Origin of the sequence: Peribacillus sp. YIM B13472, from assembly GCF_042788005.1 — a bacterium.
Classification (GTDB): Bacteria; Bacillota; Bacilli; order Bacillales; family DSM-1321; genus Peribacillus; species Peribacillus simplex_E.
The window spans coordinates 69,117-76,369 of the sequence record NZ_JBHZPG010000024.1 but is presented as its reverse complement, the minus strand read 5'-3'; the positions used below and the strand labels follow the sequence as shown (position 1 = coordinate 76,369).

Below are 7,253 nucleotides of genomic sequence, written 5' to 3'. Positions count from 1 at the left end.
TGGAAATCAACGTCCAAATTGTACAAGCCATAAAAATAGACAAACTCGATTTTCATCGAGTTTGTCTACAGTCTGAGACAGCCATAAGCTGTCTTTTTTTTTACCACCTACAAATCCAAGTCCAACCAAATCTGGGAACCCATACTCTCCTACAGCGTGGAATCCATTGTCCGTGTTCCCAATGACCGCCGCCATGACCACCGCCGTGTCCGTCCCATTGACCGCCGCCATGACCACCGCCGTGTCCGTCCCATTGACCACCGCCATGACCACCGCCGTGTCCGTCCCATTGACCACCGCCATGACCGCCGCCGTGTCCGTCCCATTGACCGCCGCCATGACCGCTGCCGTGTCCGTCCCATTGACCGCCGCCCGGGCCAGGTATTCGTTCTCCATCTATATAATAATGCAAATTATTAGGGTAATAAGCGTAATTATAATTATACATTCAAGAAATCCTCCTTTTTTGTTTACCCTTTCAGACTATGTACAAAGGGTGGGAATGGTCCTATATGGACAATGATGGACAACAAAACAGGGCTGCCTATTTATTGTTGTCAAAATAAAAGACAAAAATATTAAGGTTTTTTTAAAAAAAAGCCTCGTATTGAATTTTTTAACATTATTGGTGCTTAAGTTGTTTTGTGATAATAATAAGAAAAAATTATCACTTTTTGACTTAATAAAACTTTTGTTTTCTCGGTTGAACATCCAATCTTTACTTCTCGCAACGAACAAGATTGGTATGTAGATGATCACGGAAATCATCTGCATTGGCCAGCTGACAACTATCAATTCGAAGGTTTGAGACAAACAACCTAATTAACCGAAAACGTAGTAAAGTATCATCGTACGATTTCAACATATATAAATGACTTGATTAGTGCAGGTTTCAGTGTAAAAGCCGTAAAGGAACCAATGCCTTCTGATGAATTGTTAAAAGTGTTCCTGAAATGAAAGATGAAAATCGAAGGCCCGTGTTTTTAATGATTTCAGCAGTAAAGGAAACGAATTCTATAAATGAAGGAATCAAGTAACGGGAAAAAAGGCGTTTCTACGAAAGTAGGAACGCCTTTTAGCTATTATCATTATTTCTTTATACAATAAAGAGTTGATTATCGGTTTTAATTAAGTAATGATTAAATCAGTAACGAATGGAAAAGGGACTTTGGGGAGGGAAAATGGATGGAGAAGGTATTTCCGCTTATTGAAACACGACGATTGATCTTAAGGGAAGTAATAATAGAAGACGCGGATGATATGTTTAAATATTTATCTGATATAGATGTAGTGAAGCCAATGGGGTTAGATCCGTGCCAAACAGTAAATGACGTATGGGATGAAATTAAATGGTACGAATCTATATTCCAGGAAGGTACGGGAATCAGATGGGGAATTACATTAAAAGATTCCGGTAAGGTTATAGGAAGTTGCGGTTTTCTGAAAATGGTCACCAAGCATCATCGAGCTGAAATTGGATATGAATTAAGTAAAGATCATTGGGGAAAAGGCATAGCTATTGAAGCATTGGAAGCCGTTGTTATGTATGGTTATCGCCACTTATACCTGGAAAGGATTGAAGCTTTAATTGAACCTGATAATCACCCATCCCAAAAACTCGTGGAAAAACAAGGATTTAGAAGAGAAGGATTGCTAAGGCATTATGAATATACTTGTGGCAAATTCGATGATTTATATATGTACTCACTCATAAAAGAAGATCTAAATGACATTTCCTTTAATTCATTATCATGATTTTAAAAGAAAACTTGGTTATGTTTTTTACTTTTGATGGTTTATAAAAATTTGAGCGTTGGATGGGACGTAGGGAACTCGCTTTCCGCGGGCGGTCCGGGAGACTCCTCGGCGCCTTTGCGCCTGTGGGGTCTCCCCTGGACGCGCTTTCCCTGCAGGAGTCTGGTTACTTTCGTTTCAATCAACTTTGTTTTGAAATTTAGATAGAAACTCTTTTGTTCATAAACTGGTATCGGATTCTGAAATCAACTGGAACTTGGAGATTCTTCTAAATGGTCTTACTCCTAACCGTAATTTTAAAACAAACTTGGTGTACTTTTTTATGGATGAAACCCTCACTAGATTGAAGTAATTTGTGACACTCCTGCCGAGTAACTGGCTGGCCGAGACCCCACAGCCGCTTACTTTGATGAGGCTTGGCAGACAGTCGGCGGAAAGGGAGCGGATTTCTGAAATCAACTGAAACGTTTATTAAGGAAAAAACTGAAGGCAAACTCTCTTTTATTCGAGTTTGTCTTCAGTCCGAGACCGCTAAAAAGCGGTCTTTTTTTTAAGCTGAGAATTTCATGAAATCTTAGTTTGCTCACTTGCTTGTATAATCTCTTTCAACTTTGCAAATTCGGGTTGAGTATGACGAGTACCAATCTTTCATCCCTTTTTCTTGTGCCTTTTTGTGAGCAGCATTTTCTTTCCAAAGCTTTATGGCATCCAGGGACTTCCAATAGGATACGGTAATTCCCAACCCGTTTTGATCTCTTACGCTTTCGACTCCTAAATAGCCATCTTGTTGAGCGGCTAGTTCATCCATGAATTCCGCGGTTGAATTGTAGCTTGCGGCATCCTTATCGCTTCTTTGGGAAGTGAAAATACAAGCGTAATAGGGTGGTTCGGGAGTTTTTGCAAGAAACATGAAATGACGCCTCCTTTTAATTTAATATTCAAAATATTAACACATAGGTGAGAACATGGATAGATGCCAGGTAAAGCGGTTCCTTGATATCCGCCAAGAAAACAAGGAGGTAAGAAGCGGTATATATCACTGACACGGCAATTCTTCGGAAGGGATTTTATTCTTGATTCACGAATATATATTACTTTGACGGTTTTACAAAAAAAGGAGATGGTATTGTGTGTGGGATTCGTTAGCAAACATATAGAAAGAGATGCATTTTTACCGAAACAACGCGATATTCTTTTGGAAAATGCATTAAAAGATTTATCAGCAGATCCTGATGTTTTGGCTATTTACATAGCTGGTTCATTAGCAAAAGGAAACCATGATAACTACTCTGATATAGATTTGCACACCATTGTTATTCCAAAACGGAAAGCGGAATTTTTAAAGGGAAAAAGGGATAGAGCCAATAATTGGGGTGTTGTTTCCTTTCACGAAGACTACAATCCTTCCTCACCGTATGTCGTCACTCATTATGATACATTTGTGAAAGTGGATAGCTGGTATCACGCACCTAAGGAAATTGTACCCTCCATTTGGTTAAAAGAGGTTGAAGTTCTTTATGATCCTTTTAACTTTATGAGTCATGTTATTAATGAATCCGCTAAGCAAGTTTATAAACCTTCACCGGATGAAGTTGAACATTGGAGAGGAAAGCTGCTTGCCTTTGTCCATGAAACCTACAGAGCCGTTATGAGGCGAGAAATGTTATATGCACTATCCAATCTTGATAAGATACGGTGGCTGATTGTGTCTGGGTGGTATATGGAAATGGAAGAACATGTGGATGTACCCTATGGAGTATGGACAAAAATAGAAGGCAATAGAAGTATATTAGCTGGAAAGCAATTATCCCTGTTGGAAAGTTGGGATTGTGGCCGCGATTCAAATGAAATTATTAAAACGTTGAGACGTATGATCCCAGAATTCCTTAGACTAAATAAATACCTATGTACTGAAGTGGGTGTCGAAATAAATGATGAACATATCAAAAGAATAATGGATATGGTTATCTGAAGGTTATGGGACACTCATTGTTCGTGTTAAAGGTGTAATCACTTTTGGAGGGATGACTAGGTGGCAGAATTGGTATATCATGTAGCGGTTTCACTGGACAATTTCATTGCCGATCAAGCAATGTTGGATGGGAATATCAATCAATCTTTTTTCTTATTTGAAGGAGATCATGTCCCAGACTTTTTATCCGATATCCAGCAATATGAAGGGGTGTTGATGGGAAGTAAAACATATGAATTTGGATTTCAATTCGGAGCTAAACCGGGTGAACCGGGTTATAAGGGCTTGAAACATTATATATTTTCGAGCTCTCTTCAGTTTGAATCGAATGAGGAGGTAGAACTTATCGAAGGAAACGCCGTTGCGTTTATTGAAAACCTCAAGAAGCAAGGTGACGGAAAGCTATGGCTTTGCGGGGGAGGAGATTTGGCTGGAACGTTATTAAAACATAAACTCATTGATCAATTGGTGCTGAAAGTGAATCCAGTCATAATCGGTGAAGGCATCCCTCTTTTCGGCAGCGTTAAGCCAAGTCTAAAATTAGATTTAGTTGAAATGAAGCAATATTCAAACGGAGTGATTAAACCTACATATAATATTATTTATACTTAGGAATATGGTGGAAGGCTGCTATTGCTTCATTCGGAAAGAACTTCCTTCAATAGTTAGGGCTGCTTTGGTGCGGCCTTTTTCTAATGAAATTCACTGGTCATTAAAAGTTGAACTTTTCAAAAGTGAAAAGTGAAAATATTCAAAGAAAATTAATTAGAAATTTATTTTTAACATATATCCTTTCAGTATAACTTGAAAGGAGTTTTCTTTATGAGGAGTATGTTGAAAGTATCAAAGAATATATTTTTTACCTTCATTGCGATTATCATATTTGTAGCAATAGCTGTTTTTATTTACCATAATTATCAAAAAGGCAAGGAATCATCATTAATTAGTGAAGGAACATCCGTTGATTTTAATAACAAAGAAATTAATGTATATACGGAAGGCAGCGGTGAGGATACATACGTTTTTATGTCCGGTTCCGGGATTGCTGCTCCTGTTTATGAAATGAAAGGATTATATAGTAAGTTTGCAAAAGAAAATAAGATTGCAGTCATTGAAAGAGCTGGATATGGATACAGTGATGTTTTTCACGATGATAGGGATATTGATAAAATATTGGAGCAAAGTAGGAAATCATTAATGGAAAGTGGAATTAAACCTCCTTATTTTTTGGTTCCACACTCAGTATCAGGTATCGAAGCTATTTACTGGGCACAAAAATACCCAAGAGAAGTAAAGGGAATCATTGCTTTGGATATTGGTTTACCGCACCAATATGTCACTCATAAAATGGGCATGGTAGATACATTGACTGTAAGAGGAGTGAATATTTTAACGAAAATGGGTTTGCACCGTCTTGTTCCTTCTGCTGTTTATAATCCCGAAGTGATTCGGCAATCATTCTTAAGTGACCATGAAAAGGAAATGTATAAAGCACTATCATATAAACAATTTTTTAATGATGATATGGAGCAAGAGCTTTTGCAGAGTTACAGTAATGGGAAAAAATCAGTTAACTTGCCGATTCCAAAAGAAACACCCATTTTATTTTTAGATGCGATTGCCGATGAAAATAAGGATTCAAAATATACAAAACAAAAAAATGAAGATTATGAAGAGTTTGCAGAGAAACTATTAAAAGCGGATGTAATAAAACTGAAAGGGACGCACAGCATTTATTTATATGCGCCAGATGAGATATATGATCTTTCCATGGAATTTATCAAATGAAAAAAGAAAGGCTTTGTGATGAAAAGATATAATATTTTAATTGTTGAAGATGATTTGATGATTGGTGATTTATTGAAAAAAATTTTGCAACGCGAAGAATACAATGTACGTTGGATGAAAGAAGGAAAAGGTATTATAGATATAATCCATGAGATGGATTTAGTCATTATGGATGTTATGCTGCCAGGAGATGATGGCTATCAAATTACAAAGAAAGTAAAAAGTCTAGGATTAAATATTCCAGTTATTTTTCTATCCGCCCGAAATGATATGGAAAGCAAACTCCAAGGTTTGACAATTGGTGAGGATTATATGACTAAGCCTTTTGATCCTAGGGAGCTATGCTTAAGAATGCAGAAATTGCTGGATAATCAATATGGTACTTTCACGCAAATTAAGCATATATATATAGATGCCGAACATAAAAAGGTTTTCAATAATGACTTGCATAATGAAGTGATTTTTACTGCGATAGAGCGTAAAATATTTTTCTATTTATATGAAAATAGGGATCGAATCTTAACGAAAGAACATTTCTTTGAATATTTATGGAAGCTCGAGGATAGGAATCAAAATATCATTAATGTACATATAAAAAAAGTTAGAACAAAAATCAATGATAACAACGGTGAGATCATCCAAAATATATATGGAGAAGGGTATAGATTGAATACCTATATAAAGAAATGAAATTAAAGAAAAAATACCAGCTATTATTATTTATCGCCGTTATTAGCGTGCCATTTATATTACTGTTAATCAGTATCCTTATGTCAGTAATTTATGATTGGGCCTTTAAAACCAAAAATGATGACATTCCATTTCATGAATCTTTTGCATATCCTACTATGCTGGGGGTATTTATTTTATCATTATTATTTTTAGCCTTCTTATTTTCCAAATCTATTAACTCACTATTAAATAAAATAAATATATTGAATGAAACCATCAGGAATTTAGCTAGTGATAAGGAGATTCCGAATAAATTAGAGATTAAAAGCAATGATGAAATCGGGAAATTAACTAAATCGGTGAACTTATTAATTGAAAGAACGACCTATCGGGAATTGGAACTAATACAACAGGAGGAAATGAAAAAGGAACTGTTAAATAAATTAAGGCATGACATCAATACACCTTTAACAGCAATAAGATTACAATTGTTTTATTTAGAAGGTCAATATACGGATCAAGTTCCACTTTTACAATCACTATATCAACAAATTGATTATATTTCCGAATTAACAAATGAATATAATATTCAATCCACAGATACGCTCGATAATTCCTATATCTTAAATGATGAAGTGAATATACTCGATTTATTAGAAATGATGGTTAAAAAATGGGGTTATTTGTATAACATGCATGGTATTGAATTAATATATCATCCATTAATTGGAGAGTTGGAATGGATAAGTAATGACTTGTGGCTCCAAAGGTTATTCGATAACGTTTTCCAAAATGTGTTGAATCACTCGAGGGCTGATAAACTTGTGATAACCATTGAAAATAATGGGGTCAGTATCAAGGATAATGGAATTGGATTTGATATCGATAGTAAAAGTAAGGGGCTTGGCTTAAAAATAATCGAGGATATAGCTAAGACACTTAATATAAAATATAATTTGCAATCAAACGAAAGCGGAATTTTATTTTGTTTTACTGTCGAAAAAAGTAAATGAATCTCATTTGAATTAAGTTATTTTCCGGGGATGACATCCGAGGAATTTGTCAG

General features: G+C 35.9%; 8 protein-coding genes and 1 pseudogene. 7 read left to right on the top strand and 2 right to left on the bottom strand.

Annotated elements, in window-relative coordinates; translation table 11 throughout:
• Positions 1 to 100: 100 nt before the first annotated feature.
• Entirely contained in the window at positions 101 to 448 is a 348-nt protein-coding gene (locus ACFX4I_RS17855) for a hypothetical protein (protein WP_377422071.1), read from the bottom strand.
• 239 nt (positions 449 to 687) lie between these two features.
• On the opposite strand from ACFX4I_RS17855, the pseudogene ACFX4I_RS17850 reads away from it, so the two are divergent.
• Positions 688 to 1,037: pseudogene (locus ACFX4I_RS17850) on the top strand (class I SAM-dependent methyltransferase); the annotation flags it as partial.
• A 148-nt stretch (positions 1,038 to 1,185) separates the two neighbouring features.
• Complete coding sequence (locus ACFX4I_RS17845) at positions 1,186 to 1,755, top strand: GNAT family N-acetyltransferase (protein ID WP_377422069.1); 570 nt, start codon at positions 1,186 to 1,188, stop codon at positions 1,753 to 1,755.
• Positions 1,756 to 2,338: 583 nt separating this feature from the next.
• On the opposite strand, the gene ACFX4I_RS17840 is transcribed toward ACFX4I_RS17845, so the two are convergent.
• A complete protein-coding gene (locus tag ACFX4I_RS17840) occupies positions 2,339 to 2,665 on the bottom strand; it encodes an antibiotic biosynthesis monooxygenase family protein (RefSeq protein WP_141995021.1) in 327 nt (108 codons plus the stop codon).
• Between the two features lie 222 nt (positions 2,666 to 2,887).
• Here ACFX4I_RS17840 and ACFX4I_RS17835 point away from each other — a divergent pair, with 222 nt between their 5' ends.
• The 5 genes from ACFX4I_RS17835 (at position 2,888) to ACFX4I_RS17815 (ending at position 7,200) form a co-directional block, all read left to right on the top strand.
• A complete protein-coding gene (locus tag ACFX4I_RS17835) occupies positions 2,888 to 3,727 on the top strand; it encodes a nucleotidyltransferase domain-containing protein (protein WP_377422067.1) in 840 nt (279 codons plus the stop codon).
• Positions 3,728 to 3,787: 60 nt separating this feature from the next.
• Positions 3,788 to 4,339, top strand: coding sequence for a dihydrofolate reductase family protein (locus ACFX4I_RS17830; RefSeq protein ID WP_377422065.1), 552 nt, complete (start codon positions 3,788 to 3,790; stop codon positions 4,337 to 4,339).
• 210 nt (positions 4,340 to 4,549) lie between these two features.
• On the top strand, positions 4,550 to 5,515 hold the full coding sequence (locus tag ACFX4I_RS17825; protein ID WP_377422064.1) for an alpha/beta fold hydrolase: 966 nt from the start codon (positions 4,550 to 4,552) through the stop codon (positions 5,513 to 5,515).
• Between the two features lie 18 nt (positions 5,516 to 5,533).
• On the top strand, positions 5,534 to 6,205 hold the full coding sequence (locus ACFX4I_RS17820) for a response regulator transcription factor (protein WP_377422062.1): 672 nt from the start codon (positions 5,534 to 5,536) through the stop codon (positions 6,203 to 6,205).
• Entirely contained in the window at positions 6,202 to 7,200 is a 999-nt protein-coding gene (locus tag ACFX4I_RS17815) for a sensor histidine kinase (RefSeq protein ID WP_377422060.1), read from the top strand. Before ACFX4I_RS17820 ends, ACFX4I_RS17815 begins: the two co-directional genes overlap by 4 nt.
• The last annotated feature ends 53 nt before the right edge of the window (positions 7,201 to 7,253 follow it).

Bases quoted from the DNA above. Each gene is read 5' to 3' on its own strand.
- ACFX4I_RS17855 (WP_377422071.1), bottom strand. From the start codon at position 448: ATGTATAATTATAATTACGCTTATTACCCTAATAATTTGCATTATTAT.
- ACFX4I_RS17845 (WP_377422069.1), top strand. From the start codon at position 1,186: ATGGAGAAGGTATTTCCGCTTATTGAAACACGACGATTGATCTTAAGG.
- ACFX4I_RS17840 (WP_141995021.1), bottom strand. From the start codon at position 2,665: ATGTTTCTTGCAAAAACTCCCGAACCACCCTATTACGCTTGTATTTTC.
- ACFX4I_RS17825 (WP_377422064.1), top strand. From the start codon at position 4,550: ATGAGGAGTATGTTGAAAGTATCAAAGAATATATTTTTTACCTTCATT.
- ACFX4I_RS17820 (WP_377422062.1), top strand. From the start codon at position 5,534: ATGAAAAGATATAATATTTTAATTGTTGAAGATGATTTGATGATTGGT.
- ACFX4I_RS17815 (WP_377422060.1), top strand. From the start codon at position 6,202: ATGAAATTAAAGAAAAAATACCAGCTATTATTATTTATCGCCGTTATT.